The organism is Streptococcus sp. k-90, from assembly GCF_013277565.1.
Classification (GTDB): Bacteria; Bacillota; Bacilli; order Lactobacillales; family Streptococcaceae; genus Streptococcus.
Genome location: NZ_VMNE01000027.1, coordinates 22871 through 42933, shown reverse-complemented (window position 1 = coordinate 42933; position 20063 = coordinate 22871). Strand labels below are relative to the sequence as shown.

Here is a 20063-nt window from a genome sequence, read left to right as displayed (position 1 = left end):
GAATTACCAGACGGTAAAGTTCCAGGTACAGCTAAGATTACTGAACCAGGTCAACCAACAGTTGAAGTTCCAGTAGAAACACCAGCTAAGGTCACACCAGAAACACCAACAACTGAAAAACCAGTTGCGATTGAAATTACTCGTAAACCAAATGGTGATGCGATTGTAACGCCTAAGAAACCAGATGGCTCAACATACCCATCAGGTAGCAAGGTAGTGATTCCAGGTGAAAACAACACACCAATCGAAGTTACAATTGGCGACAATGGATCAGGTGAAGTACCAAATGACAAACTTCCTAAGAAAGATGTCCCAGGTACAGGAACAGTAACAGAACCTAACAAGAAACCATCACAACCAGTAGATGTAACAACACCAGCTCGTAAGACACCAACAGTAGATGTTGAACAAGATCCTAAGACAGGTGACGTTACAGTAACACCTAAGAANNCCTAAGAAACCAGATGGCTCAACATACCCACCAGGAACTACGGTAGAAATCCCAGGTGAAGATGGCCCAATCACTGTTGAAATCGGTGAAAACGGTAAAGGTAAAGTACCAAATGACAACCTTCCTAAGAAAGATGTCCCAGGTACAGGTGAGATTACAGAACCAGGTCAACCAACAGTAGAAGTTCCAGTAACAACACCAGGTAAGGTAATAGCTGAAAACGGTGAACTACCAGGACCAATCACTTTACCAGAATTAACTATTGAGGTTCGCTGGATTGATGAAGATGGAAATGTATTGAAACCATCTGTTAAGACAGGCAATGAAAAGGATGCTGAACATGGCTCAATTCCAGGATATGAATTTGTAAGAACAATGATTGATGAAAATGAACCAGTAATTACCCACATTTTCAGAAAAGTAGGTTCAAATACAAATACAATTCCAGTTGCACCAGTGACACCTGATACGCCAGTCAAACCTGACACTAATGGAGGTTCTGGTCAAGATACACCTGCACCAGCACCAGCTACTCCAACTCCAAATGCAGATCAGGTAGATACTAAGACTACTGTTGATAATGGAGCTAAGTCAAATGATTCTCAAAATGTATTGCCAAATACAGGAACAGAATCAAATGCTGCTCTTGCATCTCTAGGACTTCTTGGACTATTGAGTGGATTTGGACTTGTAGCTCGTAAGAAAAAAGAAGACTAAAAATTTAGTCAGATGAACATTCATTCTTTTGTGTTTTAACAACGAACTAGATTGATTCTGATAGTTGTTTTATCCATAAAATACAAAGAATGATTAGATAAAGAAAGCGAACAATGCTAGGATTTTGTTAAACGGAATTCTAAGTATTGTTCGCTTTTTGTGGTATAATAAGACTATGCAGAAAAAACCAACGTCAGCCTATGTGCACATCCCATTTTGTACCCAGATTTGTTATTATTGTGACTTTTCAAAGGTTTTCATCAAAAATCAGCCGGTAGATAGCTATTTGGAGCATCTGCTGGAAGAGTTTCGTTCTTATGACATTCAAAAGTTACGAACCCTTTACATCGGTGGTGGGACACCGACAGCCCTGTCAGCGTCACAACTAGAGGTGTTATTGAAGGGCTTGACTAAAAACTTGGACTTGTCTTCCTTGGAAGAATTGACCATTGAAGCCAATCCAGGGGACTTGGATGAGGATAAAATAGCTGTGTTGAAGAACTCGCCTGTCAATCGTGTTTCGCTAGGTGTGCAGACTTTTGATGACAAGATGCTGAAAAAGATTGGGCGCAGTCATTTAGAGAAAGATATTTATGAAAATATCGACCGTCTGAAACTGGCTGGTTTTGACAATATCTCTATCGATTTGATTTATGCACTGCCTGGCCAGACCATGGAGCAGGTCAAGGACAATGTGGCTAAGGCCATTGGACTGGATATTCCCCATATGAGTTTGTATAGCTTGATTTTAGAAAACCATACAGTCTTTATGAATCGTATGCGACGAGGGAAATTGCCTCTGCCTAAGGAGGAACTGGAGGCTGAGATGTTTGAGTATATCATCGCAGAGCTGGAGCGAGCTGGTTTTGAGCATTATGAGATTTCCAATTTCTCCAAACCCGGTTTTGAAAGTCGCCACAATCTCATGTACTGGGACAATGCTGAGTACTATGGCATTGGTGCTGGGGCATCTGGTTATGTAAATGGCGTGCGCTATAAAAATCATGGTCCGATTCGTCATTATCTGAGTGCAGTTGAAGAAGGCAATGCTCGCATCACAGAAGAGCACCTGAGTCAAAAGGAGCAGATGGAAGAAGAAATGTTCCTGGGTCTTCGCAAGAAATCAGGGGTCTCTATGGCGCGATTTGAGGAAAAATTTGGCCGATCTTTTGATGAACTATATGGAGAAGTTGTCAGAGACTTGGTTCAACAAGGTCTCATGCAAATAGAGGGTGACTGTGTGCGTATGACAAAGAGAGGTCTCTTTTTGGGAGACACCGTAGCAGAACGATTTATTTTGGAGTAGGATCATGGGCTTAACTTATCAAATGAAAATGAAAATTCCTTTTGATATGGCTGATATGAATGGTCATATCAAGCTTCCAGATGTGATTTTGCTCTCCTTGCAAGTTTCAGGGATGCAGTCGATTGAGTTGGGAGTTAGTGATAAGGCCATTTTGGAAAACTATAATCTTGTCTGGATTATCACAGACTATGATATTGAGGTGGTTCGTTTGCCTCGTTTTGCGGAAGAAATCACTATCGAAACGGAAGCCCTAAGCTACAATAGACTTTTTTGCTACCGTCGCTTTACCATTTATGATGAAGCAGGTCAGGAGCTCATCCACATGATGGTGACCTTTGTTCTCATGGATCGAGACAGTCGAAAAGTCCATGCAGTAGAACCTGATATTGTGGCTCCTTACCAGTCTGAGTTTTCCAAAAAATTGCTTCGAGGACCTAAATATCAAAGTTTGGAAAATCCAATCAGCAAGGATTACCATGTTCGTTTTTACGATTTGGATATGAATGGCCATGTTAATAACAGTAAATACTTGGACTGGATTTTTGAGGTCATGGGAGCAGATTTTTTGACCCACTATATTCCCAAGAAAATCAACCTCAAGTATGTCAAGGAAGTTCGACCAGGTGGGGTGATTACATCGGCTGTTGAACGGACTGGACTGGAAAGCAAGCATGAGATTACAAGCGACGGTTCTACCAATGCCCAAGCAATTATCACTTGGCAAGAAATAAAAAAGGATTAGGGAGAGATAGATGAAATATAAAGGCTATTTAATTGATCTAGACGGAACTATTTATAAGGGGAGAGACCGAATTCCAGCAGGGGAGGCTTTTGTCCATGAATTGCAAAAGCGGGACATCCCTTATCTTTTTGTGACCAACAATACAACCCGCACTCCAGAGAGTGTTCAAGAGATGTTGGCTCAGAATTTTAATATTGATACGCCCCTATCGACTGTCTACACAGCTACTTTGGCCACTATCGACTATATGAACGACTTGGGGCTTGAAAAGACCGTCTATGTCATCGGAGAAACAGGTCTCAAGGAAGCCATCAAGGCGGCTGGTTATGTGGAAGACAAGGAAAATCCTGCCTATGTGGTAGTAGGTCTAGACTGGCAAGTCGACTATGAAAAATTTGCGACAGCAACTCTTGCCATTCAAAAGGGAGCTCACTTTATCGGAACCAACCCTGATCTCAACATCCCGACAGAGCGCGGTCTTTTGCCAGGTGCTGGTTCACTGATTACCCTGCTTGAAGTAGCAACACGAGTGAAGCCTGTTTATATCGGAAAACCAAATGCCATCATTATGGAAAAGGCGGTTGAGCACTTAGGTTTGGAACGTGAAGAGTTAATCATGGTCGGAGATAACTACCTGACTGATATCCGAGCAGGGATTGACAATGGCATTCCAACGCTCTTGGTGACAACAGGTTTTACCAAGGCAGAAGAAGTAGCAGACCTGCCAATCGCACCGACTCATGTGGTTTCTAGCCTTGCGGAGTGGAACTTCGATGAAAACTAAACTGACCTTTTGGGGCTCTATGCTCTTTCTCCTCTCTCTTTCTATCCTTCTGACCATTTATCTGGCTTGGATTTTTTATCCGCTGGAAATTCAGTGGCTGAATTTAACAGATCGGGTTTATCTAAAACCAGAAACCATTCAATATAACTTTCATATCTTGATGGATTACCTGACCAATCCTTTTAGTCAGGTCTTGCAGATGCCAGATTTTCGTTCGTCAGCAGCTGGTCTGCACCACTTTGCGGTGGTCAAGAATCTCTTTCACTTAGTGCAGCTAGTGGCTTTAGTAACATTGCCAAGTTTCTATTTCTTTGTCAATAGGATTGTGAAAAAAGGCTTCTTGTCTCTATTTGGTAAAGGGCTTTTGGCTCTAGTGGTTTTGCCTTTACTGATTGGGCTTGGGGGAGTGTTGATTGGTTTTGACCAATTCTTTACTCTTTTCCATCAAATTCTCTTTGTGGGAGATGATACCTGGCTTTTTGACCCAGCTAAGGATCCAGTGATTCTGATTTTGCCAGAGACCTTCTTCCTTCATGCCTTCCTCCTCTTTTTCGCCCTCTATGAAAGCTTCTTTGGCTATCTTTATTTGAAAAGTCGTAGGAAGTGAACTGAAGGCTGTTTTTAATTTGTATATATAAAATTGTATATCATTTGAAACCATCGTTAAGAGTGAATTAACCAAATCCAATTGTATCAATCGTTCGCGAACAGCCTATTTTTCTTGAAAAATAGGCTTTTTTTAAAAAATCGCTAGTCAAGCGCTTTATTTTTGTGTATAATAGAAATAGCAAAGTATAGATAAGAAGAGAAAAGCATGATTACACTATTTCTATCACCGAGCTGTACATCATGTCGTAAGGCTAAGGCCTGGTTAGAAAAACATAAGGTTCCCTTTGTGGAACACAATATTATGACCAGTCCTTTAACAAGAAAAGAATTGCAACATATCCTTTCCTTGACCGAAAATGGTACTGATGACATCATTTCAACTCGTTCAAAAATTTTTCAAAAATTGAATATTGATGTAGAGAGTATTTCGGTATCGGAATTGCTTCATTTGATTGAGCAGTACCCTAGTCTTTTACGTCGTCCAATTATTATTGATGCCAAACGCATGCAAATCGGTTTTAATGAAGATGAGATTCGTGCTTTTCTCCCTCGTAGTTACCGTAAGCAAGAACTAAAAGAAGCAAGAATGAGAGCTGGTATTAGTTAATGAACAAACAGTATAGTTACCCACTAGATTTGTCGTGGAGCACTGAAGAACTTGCTTCAGTGCTTTCTTTTTTTAATGATGTTGAAGCTGCCTATGAAGGCAAGGTAGAAGCTAAAAAGTTACTGGACTCCTATAAGGGATTCAAGTCTGTCGTGCCAAGCAAGAGTGAAGAAAAACGTTTGGGACGAGAATTTGAAACAGTTAGTGGCTATTCGCTTTACCGAGCAGTTCAGGCTGCCAAGGAAAAAGGGGAAGGAAAGATTTCTCTTGGAAAGTAAATTTGAATTTGCTAAAGAGCTTGTTAAGAAAGCAGGTCAGTACATCCTTGACCATATGCAGGAAGACTTGTGTGTTGAAACCAAGTCCTCTCCAACGGATTTGGTGACCAGACTGGACAAGGAAGTTCAGGAACTTTTGGTTAGTGAGATTTTGTCCCGTTATCCTAAGGATAAGATTTGTGCTGAAGAAGGTTGTCTGAGAGCCTCGGTTCAAGAGGGCAAGGTTTGGGTCATTGATCCCATTGATGGTACCAATAACTTTGTCGCCCAGCAGGAAGATTTTGCTGTTATGATGGCTTATTTTGAAAATGGTCAGGGACAGTTTGGTTTGATTTATGATGTGGTCAAGGGGGATTGTTATCACGGTGGTGGTAAGTTTCCAGTCTGTCGAAATAATAAGCCCCTAGCTCCCTTTCAAGAAAAACCACTTGGAGATTTCCTTATTGCAGGGAATAGTGGTATGCTGGAAACCAATGAATGGGGGTTGGCTGATTTGAGCCGAGCGGTTCTTGGTGTTCGTGTCTATGGAAGTGCGGCCATTAGTTTTGCCAAGATTTTGTCAGGGCGTTTGTTGACCTATGTCACCTATCTGCAACCATGGGATTATGCTGCGGCTAGTATTTTAGGGGAAAGTCTGGGCTATCGGGTGGTGACCCTTTCTGGTGAAGCTCCTGATTTTCAAACCAGACAGCCGATCATGATGCTACCTCTTGAGATGCAGGAGGAAATTCAGTCCTATATTTACGAAAGGAAAAGAACTTAAATGCAATTTCCAGAAGGATTTGTTGAAAAATATGAAGAGATACTAGGAGATGAGGCAAGAGATTTTCTTGCCTCTTTTGAGGAGGAAGCGGTTTCGGCCTTTCGGGTCAATCCTTTAAAAGAAGCGCCAGTTTCCTTTCCTGATGCTATTCCTCAAACTCCTTGGGGTCACTATGGTAAGGTTTCAGGAAAATCGCCTGAGCATGCTACAGGTTTAGTATATTCGCAAGAGCCTGCTGCTCAAATGGTGGCTCAGGTAGCCCAGCCCAGTCCTGGTATGAAGGTCTTGGATTTGGCCGCTGCACCGGGTGGCAAATCCACTCAACTAGCAGCCTATCTAGCTGGGGAGGGGCTGCTTGTTTCCAATGAAATTTCAAGCAAACGGGCTAAGATTTTGGTTGAAAATATGGAGCGCTTTGGAGCGACAAATGTCGTGGTGACCAATGAATCTGCTGACCGCTTGGCCAAGGTTTTTAAAGGCTATTTTGACTTAATCGTTCTTGATGCCCCTTGCTCTGGTGAAGGGATGTTTCGTAAGCAACCAGATGCTATGGACTATTGGAGCTTAGATTATCCAAGTCAATGTGCTAGTCTTCAAAGAGAAATTCTGGAAGATGCAGTGACCATGCTAGCAGAGGGAGGTCGTCTGGTTTATTCAACATGTACCTGGGCACCCGAGGAAAACGAAGAGATCGTCAATTGGCTACTGGAAGAGTATGATTTTGACTTGCTACCAGTTGAGCATATCAATGGAATGGTAGCTGGTATTGATCTGCCAGAAACAGCTCGGATGTACCCTCATCAGTTTAAGGGAGAGGGGCAGTTTGTCGCTCATTTACAATTTAAAGGTGACAATCCAGCACCTAAATTTAAGGCAAGTAAGAGTAATCTTAGCCGAGAACAAGTTGCCTTGTGGCAGGAATTTGCCCAAAAACACTTGAAAATCAATCTAAGGGGAATTTTGCAGACTTTTGGTGACCAACTCTATCTCTTGCCAGAACTCTTGCCAGATTTAGGGAAACTCAAGATTGCTCGCAATGGACTGCATCTGGGTACTTTTAAGAAGAAACGCTTTGAGCCTAGTTTTGCTCTTGGTCTAGCCTTGAAACCGAGTCAGGTCAAACAGTCGGTTGAAATTGACCAAGAAGGGTTTGTAAAGTATGTGGCTGGAGAAACCGTTCAGCTGGCGGAAAGTCTGCCAAATGGTTGGTATCAAGTTTTGGTTCAAGGCAATGGTTTGGGCTTTGCTAAGGTGACTGGAAATGTTTTGAAAAATTATTTTCCAAAAGGCCTCAGATTCAAGTGAAAATGCTAGTCAAAGTAGCTTGTCTATGTTATAGTGGAAGTATGGATTTTTTTCAAATTGTCTTTCATTTTAAGTCAAAATTGGTGGGCAAGGTAACTGAGCAAATTACTAGTAAAACCAAGCTAGCAACTTCAGTTGGCTCCCAATTTTAAAAAATAAAAACATAAATAAATAGTTGAAAAAATTCACAGCATTCACCAATATTTTCAAGGAGAAAAACAGTGAAAAAAAGGAAAAAACTCGCTCTATCCCTTGCGGCTCTTTTGCTAGCAGGTTCTTTGGCGGGATGTGCTAGCTGGATTGATCGTGGGGAATCCATGACAGCTGTTGGCTCAACGGCTCTTCAGCCCTTGGTCGAAGCAGCAGCAGATGAATTCGGCTCTCTGCATATTGGAAAAACAGTCAACGTCCAAGGTGGAGGATCTGGTACAGGTCTGTCTCAGGTTCAGTCTGGAGCCGTTGATGTAGGAAATTCAGACGTATTTGCCGAGGAAAAAGACGGTATCAACGCATCCGCTCTAGTGGACCATAAGGTTGCTGTAGCGGGCTTGGCAGTGATTGTAAACAAAGAAGTTGACGTTGAAAATCTGACAACTGAACAACTCCGTAGCATCTTTACAGGTCAAGTGACCAACTGGAAAGAAGTCGGTGGGAAAGACCTAGCCATTTCCATTATCAACCGCGCGGCAAGTTCTGGTTCACGTGCAACCTTTGATAGTGTTATTATGGATGGTCAATCTGCCGTGCAGAGTCAAGAACAGGATTCAAATGGGATGGTCAAAAACATTGTTTCTCAGACACCAGGAGCCATTTCTTACCTAGCCTTTGCCTATGTGGATGATTCGGTTAAACGTATGAAGTTGAATGGCTATGAGCCGATTGCAGAAAATGTTACAAGCAATAACTGGCCTTTATGGTCTTATGAACACATGTACACCTTAGGTCAGCCAGATGAATTGGTGGCAGAATTCCTCAACTTTGTCCTCTCAGATGAAGCGCAAAGTGGAATCGTTAAGGGAATGGGCTATATTTCTGTTAAGGAAATGAAGGTTGAAAAAGATGCTGTAGGAACGGTGACAGCACTAGAAGGGAGTCACTAATGAATCAAGAAGAATTAGCTAAAAAATTACTTTCTCCCTCAAAGAACTCTCGTCTAGAGAAACTAGGAAAAGGCTTGACCTTTGCCTGTCTGTCTTTGATTGTCATCATTGTGGCTATGATTTTGATTTTCGTAGCCCAAAAAGGTTTGTCGACCTTCTTTGTTAATGGGGTCAATATCTTTGATTTCCTCTTTGGCCAAACTTGGAATCCTTCAGGTAAACAATTTGGTGCCCTTCCCATGATTTTGGGTTCCTTTATTGTCACAATCCTATCAGCTCTTATCGCAACTCCTTTTGCCATTGGTGCGGCAGTCTTTATGACCGAGGTCTCACCAAAAGGTGCTAGAATCTTACAGCCAGCTATTGAATTGCTTGTCGGGATCCCTTCAGTCGTATATGGATTTATCGGTTTGCAGGTCGTAGTTCCCTTTGTCCGTAGTGTCTTTGGTGGAACTGGTTTTGGGATCTTGTCAGGGATTTTCGTTCTCTTTGTCATGATTTTACCAACGGTAACCTTTATGACAACGGACAGCTTGCGTGCGGTGCCTCGTCACTACCGCGAAGCTAGTTTGGCTATGGGAGCCACTCGTTGGCAAACCATCTGGCGCGTGACCTTGAAGGCAGCGCGTTCAGGGATTTTCACTGCAGTGGTCTTTGGAATGGCGCGTGCCTTTGGTGAGGCTCTGGCTATTCAGATGGTGGTTGGAAACTCAGCTGTTGTCCCAACTTCACTAACAACACCTGCTGCGACCTTGACCTCTGTTTTGACCATGGGTATCGGAAATACCGTTATGGGAACCGTTGACAATAACGTTCTCTGGTCACTGGCCTTAGTCTTGCTTTTGATGAGTTTGGCCTTCAACAGTGTGATTAAATTGATTACGAAAGAAAGAGGAAAGAAAAACTATGCACGCTAAGAAATTAGATAAAATTGCAACAGCTGTCCTCTACTCGATTGCAGGAATTATTGTTGCCATCTTGGCATCCTTGATTCTTTATATCTTGGTTCGTGGTTTGCCCCACATCTCTTGGCCTTTCTTGACTGGCAAATCATCTTCTTACCAAGCAGGCGGAGGGATTGGAATTCAGCTCTATAATTCCTTCTTCCTTTTGGTCATTACCTTGATTATTTCTGTGCCCTTGTCTATGGGAGCTGGGATTTTCCTAGCTGAATACGCTAAAAAAGGTCCTGTGACCAATTTTGTCAGAACCTGTATTGAAATCTTGTCTTCACTGCCATCAGTGGTTGTGGGTCTATTTGGTTACTTGATCTTTGTAGTTCAGTTTGAGTATGGATTTTCAATCATTTCAGGTGCCTTGGCCTTGACAGTCTTTAACCTGCCTCAGATGACTCGTAATGTTGAGGACAGCTTGAAACACGTTCACCATACGCAGCGTGAGGCTGGTTTGGCCCTTGGAATTTCTCGTTGGGAGACTGTGGTCCATGTGGTCATTCCAGAAGCCCTTCCAGGTATTGTCACTGGAGTTGTCTTGGCCTCTGGTCGTATCTTTGGTGAGGCCGCTGCTCTTATCTATACAGCAGGACAATCCGCTCCAGCCCTTGACTGGTCTAACTGGAATATTCTCAGTGTGACCAGCCCAATCTCTATCTTCCGTCAAGCAGAAACCTTGGCTGTCCACATCTGGAAAGTCAATAGTGAAGGAACCATTCCAGATGGAACCATCGTATCAGCAGGTTCTGCCGCTGTGCTCCTCATCTTTATTCTCATCTTTAACTTTGGAGCCCGCAAACTCGGAAGCTACCTACATAAGAAATTAACCGCTGCCTAAAGGAGAAGCCATGTCAAAATATAATTGGGATGAAAAGCATATCATCACCTTTCCTGAAGAGAAAGTGGCCCTCTCTACTAAGGATTTACATGTTTACTACGGTAAAAAAGAATCCATCAAGGGCATCGATATGCAATTTGAAAAAAATAAAATCACAGCCTTAATTGGCCCTTCTGGTTCAGGAAAATCAACCTACCTCCGCAGTCTCAACCGTATGAATGATACCATTGATATTGCCAAGGTAACAGGTCAAATTCTCTATCAAGGGATTGATGTCAACCGTCCAGAAATCAACGTGTATGAAATGCGTAAGCACATTGGAATGGTCTTCCAACGACCAAATCCCTTCGCCAAATCTATCTACCGAAATATCACTTTTGCCCATGAACGTGCAGGGGTTAAGGACAAGCAAGTCTTGGATGAAATTGTGGAAACCTCTCTTCGTCAAGCTGCCCTTTGGGACCAGGTCAAAGACGATTTGCACAAGTCAGCCTTGACCCTATCAGGTGGACAGCAACAACGTCTCTGTATCGCTCGTGCTATCTCTGTTAAACCGGATATCCTCTTAATGGATGAGCCGGCGTCTGCCTTGGATCCGATTGCGACAGCCCAGCTGGAAGAAACCATGCTGGAATTAAAGAAGGACTATACCATCATCATCGTGACCCACAGTATGCAGCAGGCTGCGCGTGCTAGTGACTACACAGGATTTTTCTACTTGGGTGACTTGATCGAGTACGATAAGACCTCTAATATTTTCCAAAATGCAAAATTACAGTCAACCAATGACTACGTAACAGGACACTTTGGATAGAAAGGAAACAGTATGACAGAAGCGATTTTACAGGTATCGGACCTGTCCGTTTACTACAATCAAAAAAAGGCCTTGAATAGTGTTTCCTTATCTTTCCAACCTAAGGAAATTACAGCCTTGATTGGTCCATCTGGTTCAGGAAAGTCAACTCTTCTCAAAGCTATCAACCGCATGGGGGATCTCAATCCAGAGGTGACCACAACTGGTTCGGTGGTTTACAATGGCCACAATATTTACAGCCCACGTACAGATACAGTTGAATTGCGTAAGGAAATCGGTATGGTTTTCCAACAACCAAACCCCTTCCCTATGTCTATCTACGAAAATGTTGTTTATGGGCTTCGTATCAATGGAGTTAAGGATAAGCAGGTTCTGGATGAAGCAGTGGAAAAAGCCTTGCAACGAGCTTCCATCTGGGATGAGGTCAAGGATCGCCTGCATGATTCAGCAATCGGGCTTTCAGGTGGACAACAGCAACGTGTCTGTGTTGCCCGTGTTTTGGCAACTAGTCCTAAAATCATTCTCTTGGATGAACCGACTTCAGCCTTGGATCCTATCTCGGCTGGTAAGATTGAGGAAACCTTGTATGCTCTAAAAGATAAATACACCATGCTCTTGGTTACGCGTTCCATGCAACAAGCCTCTCGTATCTCTGACAAGACAGGATTTTTCCTTGATGGGAATTTGGTCGAGTTTAACGATACCAAGAAGATGTTCCTCAACCCACAACACAAGGAAACAGAAGATTATATTTCAGGAAAATTTGGATAAGGAGATAAATGATGTTACGTTCTCAATTTGAGGAAGATTTAGAGAAATTACACAACCAGTTCTATGCTATGGGACAAGAGGTGCTATCCCAAATCAATCGGACAGTGCGTGCCTTTGTTACACATGACCGTGATTTGGCCAAGGAAGTCATCGAAGACGATGCAGAAGTAAACGAATACGAAGTGAAATTGGAGAAGAAATCATTTGAAATGATTGCCCTTCAACAACCCGTTTCTCAAGACTTGCGTACAGTTCTAACAGTCTTAAAAGCGGTATCTGACTTGGAACGTATGGGAGACCATGCTGTTTCCATTGCAAAAGCAGCAATTCGTATGAAGGGAGAACAACGTATTCCAGCTGTTGAAGAAGAAATCAAGAGGATGGGTCGCGATGTTAAGAATTTCGTCGAAGCAGCCCTTGAACTCTATCTGAATGGTTCAGTGGACCAGGCCTATGAAGTAGCAGCAATGGACGAAAAAATCAACCATTATTTTGATAGCATTCGTGATTTGGCTACAGAAGAAATCAAGAAAAATCCAGATGCTATCGTTACAGGTCGTGATTACTTCCAAGTGATTGCTTTCTTGGAACGTATTGGAGACTATGCCAAAAATATCTGTGAATGGGTTGTTTACTTTGAAACAGGTAAGATTGTCGAACTATAAAATAGTTTCATTCTGTATAAAAAGGAGCTTGAAATTAACTGATAGCTCCTTTTTTGAATGAAAAAAATATTTTTAAGATAAAAATTCAAAAAATACTTGACAAACATCTTGAGTAGCGTTATAATTATACAAAATTAACAGAGAGGTTGTTTATTTATGAAATTAAAAAAATGGATATTTGTTTTATGTAGCTTTCTTGCAAGTTTCTTCTTAGTGGCTTGCCAGTCAAGTTCGAATGGTTCTCAGTCAGCTGTTGAAGCCATTAAGCAAAAGGGGAAATTAGTTGTGGCGACCAGTCCTGACTATGCACCCTTTGAATTCCAAGCCTTGGTTGACGGAAAAAACCAGGTAGTCGGTGCGGATATTGATATGGCCCAAGCTATCGCTGATGAACTTGGGGTGAAGTTGGAAATTTCAAGCATGAGTTTTGACAATGTCTTGACCAGTCTTCAAACTGGTAAGGCAGATCTAGCAGTTGCGGGAATTAGCGCTACTGACGAAAGAAAAGAAGTCTTTGATTTTTCAATCCCTTACTATGAAAACAAGATTAGTTTCTTGGTTCGTAAGGCTGATGTAGAAAAATATAAGGATTTAACTAGTCTAGAAACTGCTAATATTGCAGCCCAAAAAGGGACTGTTCCAGAATCAATGGTCAAGGAACAATTACCAAAAGCTCAATTAACTTCCCTAACCAATATGGGTGAAGCAGTTAATGAATTGCAGGCTGGAAAAGTAGATGCTGTTCACATGGATGAGCCAGTTGCCCTTAGTTATGCTGCTAAAAACGCTGACCTAGCTGTCGCAACTGTCAGCTTGAAGATGAAGGACGGCGAAGCCAATGCAGTTGCCCTTAGAAAAAATAGTGCTGATTTGAAAGAAGTGGTGGATAAGGTCATCCAAAAACTCAAGGATGACGGTACCTACCAAAAATATCTTGAAAAAGCAGCAAGTCTAACTGAAGTTGAAGAATAAGAAAAAGGAGTCTGGACATTGATGTCTGGACTTATTTTTATATTTTACAAGTATAAAAATAAAAAAGGGAAAGTATTGATATTATTAAATGTTTATTTTATAATATTAAGTGCATATTAAAGATATGCTATGATTTTTAAAATAAGGAGACAAGATTAATGTATTTTAATCGTAAAAATTCAGAACAAAAGAATTGGCGTATGATCAAAAAGGGAAAACATTTCCTTTTTGGTTGTTCGCTTGTTTTTGCAGTTGGTGCAGCATTAGTAGCTCCATCAGTCAAAGTAGATGCAGTAGAAGCTAAGCAAGAACATAGCTCTACAGCAGAGGTGATTAAGTTGGTTGCAGCTGAAGAGAATGCAACTTATGCAGCACCAGCTGTAGAAGTAGCTCCAGCAGCAGTGGTTGAAGAAAAGGTTGAAACTACTCACAATTCTAAAGAAGAACTAGTAGTTACGACAGAAAAAGCTAAGGAAGCAGATAGCATCCAAGCTCCAGAAGTGACTGTGGTTTACAATCCAGCAGCACTTACTGATGAAGAAAAAGCAAAAGTTGTAGCAGCTGTTAAGGCAGCTAACTCTAAAGCAACTGATGTTCAAGTTCAAGCAGACGGATCAGTAGTTGTTACTTTTGCAGATGGTTCGACTGCAAGCTTGTCAGCAGCTCAAACTATTAAAGATGGCTCTAAAGTAGCTAAACCACGTAGAGCACGTGCGGCAGTAGCAGCTCCAGTCATCACTTCAAACCTTGATGGAAAAGGTAGTTCTGCAACGGATGTAACTGTCCAAGCACCAGCAGGTTCAACTGTTAAACTCTACAATAGTGATAGTACTGTTATCGGTCAAGCAGTAGCAGATGCTCAAGGTGTAGCTACAGTTACGCCAACAAACAGCCTTCCTGTAGGCGAAATCACAGCTACAGCTACACCAGCAGGCGAAAGTGAGTCTCCTAAGAGCGCTCCTGTAACAGCGACTCGTGCAGAAAAGCCTGAAGTAGACGGAGGTGTTTCAAGATGGAACGATAGTGATAATACCCAACTACTCGTTACCAGATCACATATCACGGTTTATCCAGGTGAATCTGTTAACATTGGTGTTGTAGCAGCATCTAATAAGATGGAAACCTTTTGGGTTCCTAACAATCCATATGGTGTCAGTGGCTTGGCACCAATAGGTGTGTACCTAGAGACAGCTGGGACAGAGACCTATAAAAAACGTGAAAACGGATACGGAGGTACTGTTGCTTGGGACCAACCAGCAGGTGATACTGTTGTGACCTTCGCAGTTAGAAGTAAGAATAATGCACTTGTAACGAGAGACCTTAGAGTTACCGTTTTGGAACTTACTAAGAAGCTTGATGCTGTTCCAGGTGAAAAGGTAGAAGTTGCTGATCTTAACAATGTTTCTGAAAACGAGAAAAATAAAATTATCGCAGCAACTGAAAAAGCAAATTCGAATTTCCCTCCAGGTACTTTATATAATGTTGATCAAAGAGGAAATCTTGTCATTACTTATCCTGATAAGTCTACTGATAAGATTACAGCAGCATACTTAGTTACTCCAGCGGCTAGGGAAGCAGACAAATATACGCCGACTGCTAAGGCACAAACAGTTGCTCCGGGTTCAACACCAGACGCTAAAAACTCAATCAACAATGCTGGTGAACTTCCAAGTGGCACGACCTTCGCTTATAAGATACCAGTAGATACCGCAACCGAGGGTGAAAAAGATGCGATAGTTGTTGTAACTTACCCAGATGGCTCTAAGGATGAAGTTCCAGTTAAAGTAACTGTAAAAGATCCACGTAGCGATGCGGATAAGAACGAACCAAAAGCCAAGGAACAAACTGTTAAAGTTGGTGACGCACCAAAAGCAGAAGATTCAATTGCGAACTTCAAAGACCTTCCTTCAGGAACAACAGCTAAGTTCAAGGAACCAGTAGATACAACAACTCCAGGGGACAAAACACCAGTAGTTGTTGTAACTTACCCAGATGGCTCTAAGGATGAAGTTCCAGTTAAAGTAACTGTAAAAGATTCAAGTGCACTAACTCAACAAGAAATTACAGCAGACCCAGGTACTGCTAAAGCAAGCAAAGATGGTAAGATATCGGATGAAAGTGCACCAAAATTAGCAACTAAAGATCCAGCAATTACTCCAGTAGTGAACCCATCAACTAAGAAAGCAGGAGCAAAAGAATTGCCAAATACTGGGACAGAGAAATCTAACGCTTCCCTTGGTCTTGTATTACTTGCAGCAGTTACAGGCGGACTTCTCTTTGCTAAAAAACGCAAGGAAGAAGAGTAAAACATTACTCTGATAAAGCAAACTTGAGAATCTTGATTCTATTGGTTTGCTAGCAAAGATTTTGGGACTGAAAGTCACATAAATTAAAAAGCTAGAGTTCCGCAATTGGAAATCTCTAGCTTTTTTGTGGCTGAGAACTATTTTGTCCCAGACTCTTTTAAATAGTCTAAAACATTTTCCAGATTTTCTAAGGGCACTTTGGCAAATTGATAAGGACAGGCATCCAAGTATGCCTCTTCAAAGAAGTCTAAGCCCAGTTGACTGTGCTTGAAACTGGCGATTTTAGGATACTGTCTGAGGTCTAGCAATAAACCATCATGAAGCGGAAAGTGAGGGAGGGGACAAGGTGTTTTGGTTAAACTTTTCTCGAGTTGTTTTTGGTAAGTTTCCTGATTGGACAAGCGAGCTAGACGATTTTTCTCAAATAATTGACTGTCAATATAGAGTGACAGGGCCTTTTGCATGATGAGGTTGCTGTCGTAGTCTAGTATATTTTTGTAGGCCACAAAAGCTTCTTTGATAGCATTTGGAAGGATGAGTGCTGTTATCCGTAGGGCTGGAAAGAGGCTGGTTGAGAAGGACTTGATATAAATAACGCGCTCTTCTGTATCCAGATAGTGGAAGGTCTGGCCCTTCTTGGAGTCCAAATCCCCCAGATAATCGTCCTCTACGATATAAACACCGTACTTGGCAGCTAAGTCAAGAATAGCGCGTTTGTCCTGCTCAGAATAGGAATGCCCCAGAGGATAGTGAAAACGAGGAATGGTGTAGAAAAACTTAATTTTTCCTGTTTTGAAGTGACCTTCCAGCTCCTCCAAGTCAATTCCATCAATGCCTCGTTCAATCGTTTGATAGTCTAAGCTCTGAGCAATCAAGAGACGATTCATCCGATGGTAGGTCGGCTGTTCCACCAAGATTTCCTTAGATTGGCTAGGAAAGGAAATTTGAGAGAGGATAAAAAGGGCTTGTTGGGTTCCAGAAGTCAGTACCAGTTGGTCAGCCTTGCAGTAAAGGGCTTGGTCAAAGAGCAGTTTGTGAATGGATTGTCTTAAGTCTTCTAAACCTTCTTGGTTGTCATAGTAGTTGAAGAGGTAGTTTTCCCGGCCAATCAAGGTTTCATTGATACAGAGTCGGAAATCGTCATAGGCGCTGGCGTGTTCGTCGGTAACCTCGATTTCTAGATCCTGATGTTGCCCTTGTTCTAGGACATAGTAGCCACTCTGGGGCTTGGCGTAGAGGTATTGTTCGTGTCGTAATTCCAGCAGGGCTCGTTGAATGGTATCCTTGCTACAGTGAAAGTCAAGGCTCAGTTGACGGATAGAAGGCAGGCGGCTTCCCGTCGGAAAGCGTCCAGACTCGATACCATTTTTTAGATAGGAAACGACCTCTTGGTACTTGCTTTGTTTCTTCATTCCAAACCTCCCTTGATTTTGTTACATTGTACCCTTTTTTTTCCTTCTTGGCAATGTCTAGGGTGTTTCTCTCGTTCACATCTAGGGACAAATGTGGTATACTTAGGAGTAAGATTTACATAATAACAGATAAGAAAGAGAATGGTTAAGAGCGTGCAGGAACCAGTGAAATTATTTCAATACAATACCCTTGGAGCCTTGATGGCTGGCCTTTATGGTGGGACCATGACAGTAGGAGAATTGCTAGAGCATGGAGACCTTGGTTTGGGAACCTTGGATTCCATTGATGGGGAATTGATTGTCTTAGATGGAAAGGCTTATCAGGCCAAAGGCTCAGGAGAGCAACCGGAAATTGTAGAAGTGTCACCAGATGCCCTTATTCCTTATGCAGCAGTGGTACCGCATCAGGCAGAGGTCATTTTCCGCCAGCGCTTTGAGATGACAGACAAGGAATTGGAAGAGCGAATAGAGTCTTATTATGACGGGGAAAATCTTTTCCGCTCTATCAAGATTCGGGGGGAATTTTCACATATGCATGTGCGCATGATTCCTAAGTCGACACCAGATACCAAGTTTGCTGATGTCGCAACCCATCAACCGGAATATAGTCGTGACAATGTGGTGGGAACCATCGTTGGTTTCTGGACGCCAGAGATTTTCCATGGGGTCAGTGTGGCAGGCTACCATCTGCACTTCATCTCAGATGATTTGACTTTCGGTGGACATGTCATGGACTTTGTCATCAAGGAAGGTATAATCGAGGTGGGAGCTGTTGACCAATTGGATCAACGTTTTCCAGTTCAAGACCGTCAATACTTGTTTGCTAAGTTCAATGTTGAAGAGATGAGAAAAGATATTGAAAAGGCAGAATAGGAGAAGAAAATGACCATTCATATTATCATTACCATGGTGTTGTTACTGGCTTTCTTGATAGGGAGCATTTGGTATGCCAAAAAGAAATACAAGATTAATTTAGCTGTTTTGGGCTTGGGGGCCGTAGCCTTCTTTGTCTCTTCACAGATTTTGGAAAAACTGGTGCATATCTTAGTTTTGCATCCTCAAAAAGACAGTAGTATTGCCCTCTTGCAAGATCATCCGCTTGTCTATATCCTCTATGGCCTAGCCATGGCAGCATTTTTTGAGGAAACGGCTCGCCTTGTTTTCTTTAAATGGTTGGAGAAAAAGAGAAGTTTGGAAAAAGCAGATGCCTTGGCCTATGGATTGGGACATGGTGGCTTGGAATTGATTTTTCTAGGCCTTGCTAGTTTACTTAATCTCTACATTGTTCTCTCAGCAGTTCAAACTCAGAATCCACAGGTTATGCAATTGCTGTCTGAAAATATGTTGAAAACCATCCAGTCGCTATCAGTCTGGCAGATTTATTTGCTTGGTTTTGAACGGATTTTGGCCTTGGGTTTCCAATTGCTCTTGACTGTTTGGGTTTACCAAGCTGTTCGCCAGAAAAAATGGATTTATCTCCTAGCAGCCTATGGACTACATGCCCTCTTTGACCTGGCACCATCTCTTGCCCAAGTTGGCTGGCTGACCAATCCAGTCTTGGTGGAAGTTGTCCTAGCACTAGAGCTTATTCTTGTTGTCTATGTAACAAAGGCAACCTTTTGCAAAAAATCATAAAAAGGGGGAAACCTCTTTTTATATGCAAAAACCAAACAAGGTCTTTTTCTGGTCGTCAAATGGTCTTAAAAATGGTATAATGGAATGAATTTTGTAAAAGGAAGAGTAACATGTCTGTAAGAGAAAAAATGCTTGAAATCTTAGAAGGAATTGATATCCGTTTCAAGGAATCCTTGCATAGCTATAGTTATACAAAAGTAGGTGGAGAGGCCGATTATTTGGTCTTTCCACGAAATCGTTTTGAGTTGGCTCGCGTTGTCAAATTTGCTAATCAAGAAAATATCCCTTGGATGGTTCTTGGAAATGCCAGCAACATTATCGTTCGTGATGGTGGGATTCGTGGATTTGTCATCTTGTGTGACAAGCTCAATAATGTGTCCGTTGATGGCTATACCATCGAAGCTGAAGCAGGGGCTAACTTGATTGAAACAACTCGCATTGCCCTTCGTCATAGTTTGACTGGCTTTGAGTTTGCTTGTGGCATTCCAGGAAGCGTTGGTGGTGCTGTCTTTATGAACGCGGGTGCCTATGGTGGCGAGATCGCCCACATCTTGCAGTCTTGTAAGGTCTTGACCAAGGATGGAGAAATCGAGACCCTGTCTGCCAAAGATTTGGCTTTTGGTTACCGCCATTCAGCCATTCAGGAGTCTGGTGCAGTTGTCTTGTCAGCTAAATTTGCCCTAGCCCCAGGAACCCATCAGGTTATCAAGCAGGAAATGGACCGCTTGACGCATCTCCGTGAACTCAAGCAACCTTTGGAATACCCATCTTGTGGCTCGGTCTTTAAGCGTCCAGTCGGGCATTTTGCAGGTCAGTTAATTTCAGAAGCTGGCTTGAAAGGCTATCGTATTGGTGGCGTAGAAGTGTCAGAAAAGCACGCAGGATTTATGATCAATGTCGCAGGTGGAACGGCTAAAGACTACGAAGACTTGATTGAGTCTGTTATCGAAAAAGTCAAGGAACACTCAGGTATCACGCTTGAAAGAGAAGTCCGTATTTTAGGTGAAAGCAAGTAGGAAGCTGTATTTGAAAAGC

At 42.2% G+C, this 20063-nt stretch carries 21 protein-coding genes and 2 pseudogenes; 22 read left to right on the top strand and 1 reads right to left on the bottom strand.

Going from position 1 to position 20063, the window contains the following annotated elements; genetic code table 11:
- The 19 genes and pseudogenes from HT734_RS08450 to HT734_RS09620 form a co-directional block, all read left to right on the top strand.
- Positions 1-456: pseudogene (locus tag HT734_RS08450) on the top strand (hypothetical protein); the annotation flags it as partial.
- Between the two features lie 43 nt (positions 457-499).
- Positions 500-571, top strand: a pseudogene (locus HT734_RS09530) (hypothetical protein); the annotation flags it as partial.
- Between the two features lie 177 nt (positions 572-748).
- Complete coding sequence (locus HT734_RS08440; protein WP_240151650.1) at positions 749-1168, top strand: LPXTG cell wall anchor domain-containing protein; 420 nt, start codon at positions 749-751, stop codon at positions 1166-1168.
- Positions 1169-1343: 175 nt separating this feature from the next.
- The gene (hemW, locus tag HT734_RS08435) at positions 1344-2474 is read left to right on the top strand and encodes a radical SAM family heme chaperone HemW (RefSeq protein WP_173278593.1); all 1131 of its coding nucleotides are present in this window, start codon (positions 1344-1346) and stop codon (positions 2472-2474) included.
- A 4-nt stretch (positions 2475-2478) separates the two neighbouring features.
- Positions 2479-3216 carry an acyl-[acyl-carrier-protein] thioesterase gene (locus HT734_RS08430; protein ID WP_173278591.1) on the top strand — a complete coding sequence of 246 codons (738 nt, stop codon included), beginning with the start codon at positions 2479-2481 and terminating at the stop codon, positions 3214-3216.
- Positions 3217-3226: 10 nt separating this feature from the next.
- Positions 3227-4000, top strand: a complete 774-nt coding sequence (locus HT734_RS08425) for a TIGR01457 family HAD-type hydrolase (protein ID WP_173278589.1) — start codon at positions 3227-3229, stop codon at positions 3998-4000.
- Positions 3990-4607: a TIGR01906 family membrane protein gene (locus tag HT734_RS08420; protein WP_153226488.1), complete on the top strand. Its 618-nt coding sequence runs from the start codon at positions 3990-3992 to the stop codon at positions 4605-4607. Before HT734_RS08425 ends, HT734_RS08420 begins: the two co-directional genes overlap by 11 nt.
- Positions 4608-4814: 207 nt before the next feature.
- A complete protein-coding gene (locus HT734_RS08415) occupies positions 4815-5216 on the top strand; it encodes a Spx/MgsR family RNA polymerase-binding regulatory protein (protein WP_000631259.1) in 402 nt (133 codons plus the stop codon).
- Positions 5216-5494, top strand: coding sequence for a UPF0223 family protein (locus HT734_RS08410; protein ID WP_001041979.1), 279 nt, complete (start codon positions 5216-5218; stop codon positions 5492-5494). The genes HT734_RS08415 and HT734_RS08410 overlap by 1 nt, the downstream gene beginning before the upstream one ends.
- Positions 5484-6257 (top strand): inositol monophosphatase family protein, encoded by a 774-nt coding sequence (locus tag HT734_RS08405; RefSeq protein ID WP_173278587.1) that lies wholly within the window; start codon positions 5484-5486, stop codon positions 6255-6257. The genes HT734_RS08410 and HT734_RS08405 overlap by 11 nt, the downstream gene beginning before the upstream one ends.
- Positions 6258-7562, top strand: a complete 1305-nt coding sequence (locus HT734_RS08400; protein ID WP_173278585.1) for an RsmF rRNA methyltransferase first C-terminal domain-containing protein — start codon at positions 6258-6260, stop codon at positions 7560-7562.
- A gap of 221 nt (positions 7563-7783) precedes the next feature.
- Positions 7784-8662 carry a phosphate ABC transporter substrate-binding protein PstS family protein gene (locus HT734_RS08395; RefSeq protein ID WP_173278583.1) on the top strand — a complete coding sequence of 293 codons (879 nt, stop codon included), beginning with the start codon at positions 7784-7786 and terminating at the stop codon, positions 8660-8662.
- Entirely contained in the window at positions 8662-9579 is a 918-nt protein-coding gene (gene pstC, locus HT734_RS08390) for a phosphate ABC transporter permease subunit PstC (protein ID WP_001070903.1), read from the top strand. The genes HT734_RS08395 and pstC overlap by 1 nt, the downstream gene beginning before the upstream one ends.
- Complete coding sequence (pstA, locus tag HT734_RS08385; protein ID WP_173278582.1) at positions 9569-10453, top strand: phosphate ABC transporter permease PstA; 885 nt, start codon at positions 9569-9571, stop codon at positions 10451-10453. The genes pstC and pstA overlap by 11 nt, the downstream gene beginning before the upstream one ends.
- 10 nt (positions 10454-10463) lie before the next feature.
- Complete coding sequence (gene pstB / locus HT734_RS08380) at positions 10464-11267, top strand: phosphate ABC transporter ATP-binding protein PstB (protein ID WP_033676766.1); 804 nt, start codon at positions 10464-10466, stop codon at positions 11265-11267.
- 12 nt (positions 11268-11279) lie between these two features.
- Complete coding sequence (pstB, locus tag HT734_RS08375) at positions 11280-12038, top strand: phosphate ABC transporter ATP-binding protein PstB (RefSeq protein ID WP_173278580.1); 759 nt, start codon at positions 11280-11282, stop codon at positions 12036-12038.
- An 11-nt stretch (positions 12039-12049) separates the two neighbouring features.
- Complete coding sequence (gene phoU / locus HT734_RS08370; protein ID WP_000946458.1) at positions 12050-12703, top strand: phosphate signaling complex protein PhoU; 654 nt, start codon at positions 12050-12052, stop codon at positions 12701-12703.
- A 156-nt stretch (positions 12704-12859) separates the two neighbouring features.
- The gene (locus tag HT734_RS08365) at positions 12860-13675 is read left to right on the top strand and encodes an ABC transporter substrate-binding protein (protein WP_173278578.1); all 816 of its coding nucleotides are present in this window, start codon (positions 12860-12862) and stop codon (positions 13673-13675) included.
- A gap of 158 nt (positions 13676-13833) precedes the next feature.
- Positions 13834-15981, top strand: coding sequence for a Rib/alpha-like domain-containing protein (locus tag HT734_RS09620; RefSeq protein ID WP_173308502.1), 2148 nt, complete (start codon positions 13834-13836; stop codon positions 15979-15981).
- A gap of 137 nt (positions 15982-16118) precedes the next feature.
- On the opposite strand, the gene HT734_RS08355 is transcribed toward HT734_RS09620, so the two are convergent.
- Positions 16119-17393 (bottom strand): PLP-dependent aminotransferase family protein, encoded by a 1275-nt coding sequence (locus HT734_RS08355; RefSeq protein WP_173277813.1) that lies wholly within the window; start codon positions 17391-17393, stop codon positions 16119-16121.
- 141 nt (positions 17394-17534) lie between these two features.
- On the opposite strand from HT734_RS08355, the gene budA reads away from it, so the two are divergent.
- The 3 genes from budA to murB all read left to right on the top strand — a co-directional run bounded on the left by budA (position 17535) and on the right by murB (position 20044).
- The gene (gene budA, locus HT734_RS08350) at positions 17535-18266 is read left to right on the top strand and encodes an acetolactate decarboxylase (protein WP_173277811.1); all 732 of its coding nucleotides are present in this window, start codon (positions 17535-17537) and stop codon (positions 18264-18266) included.
- A gap of 9 nt (positions 18267-18275) precedes the next feature.
- Positions 18276-19028, top strand: a complete 753-nt coding sequence (locus HT734_RS08345; RefSeq protein ID WP_173277809.1) for a YhfC family glutamic-type intramembrane protease — start codon at positions 18276-18278, stop codon at positions 19026-19028.
- 110 nt (positions 19029-19138) lie between these two features.
- On the top strand, positions 19139-20044 hold the full coding sequence (gene murB / locus HT734_RS08340) for a UDP-N-acetylmuramate dehydrogenase (protein WP_173277807.1): 906 nt from the start codon (positions 19139-19141) through the stop codon (positions 20042-20044).
- Positions 20045-20063: the final 19 nt, after the last annotated feature.